The organism is Halomonas eurihalina (genome assembly GCF_008274785.1).
GTDB lineage: Bacteria > Pseudomonadota > Gammaproteobacteria > Pseudomonadales > Halomonadaceae > Halomonas > Halomonas eurihalina.
Genome location: NZ_VTPU01000054.1, coordinates 1 through 284, shown reverse-complemented (window position 1 = coordinate 284; position 284 = coordinate 1). Strand labels below are relative to the sequence as shown.

The following is a 284-nucleotide window of genomic DNA, read 5'->3' as shown; positions in this document are numbered from 1 at the left end:
AGTGCGGGAATAGCTCAGTGGTAGAGCATCGCCTTGCCAAGGCGAGGGTCGCGAGTTCGAATCTCGTTTCCCGCTCCAATGCGTCCCATTCGTCTAGTGGTCTAGGACACCGCCCTTTCACGGCGGTAACAGGGGTTCGAACCCCCTATGGGACGCCACCTTCCGGTGGCTCGACAATGCGAAGTGCGGGAATAGCTCAGTGGTAGAGCATCGCCTTGCCAAGGCGAGGGTCGCGAGTTCGAATCTCGTTTCCCGCTCCAATGCGTCCCATTCGTCTAGTGGTC

The 284-nt window shown here is 59.2% G+C and carries 3 tRNA genes; all 3 read left to right on the top strand.

Going from position 1 to position 284, the window contains the following annotated elements:
• The first annotated feature begins 3 nt into the window (after window positions 1–3).
• The 3 genes from FZZ93_RS18235 to FZZ93_RS18225 all read left to right on the top strand — a co-directional run bounded on the left by FZZ93_RS18235 (window position 4) and on the right by FZZ93_RS18225 (window position 260).
• Window positions 4–78 (top strand) — tRNA-Gly (locus FZZ93_RS18235).
• Between the two features lie 4 nt (window positions 79–82).
• Window positions 83–158 (top strand) — tRNA-Glu (locus tag FZZ93_RS18230).
• Window positions 159–185: 27 nt separating this feature from the next.
• A tRNA-Gly gene (locus FZZ93_RS18225) sits at window positions 186–260 on the top strand.
• The last annotated feature ends 24 nt before the right edge of the window (window positions 261–284 follow it).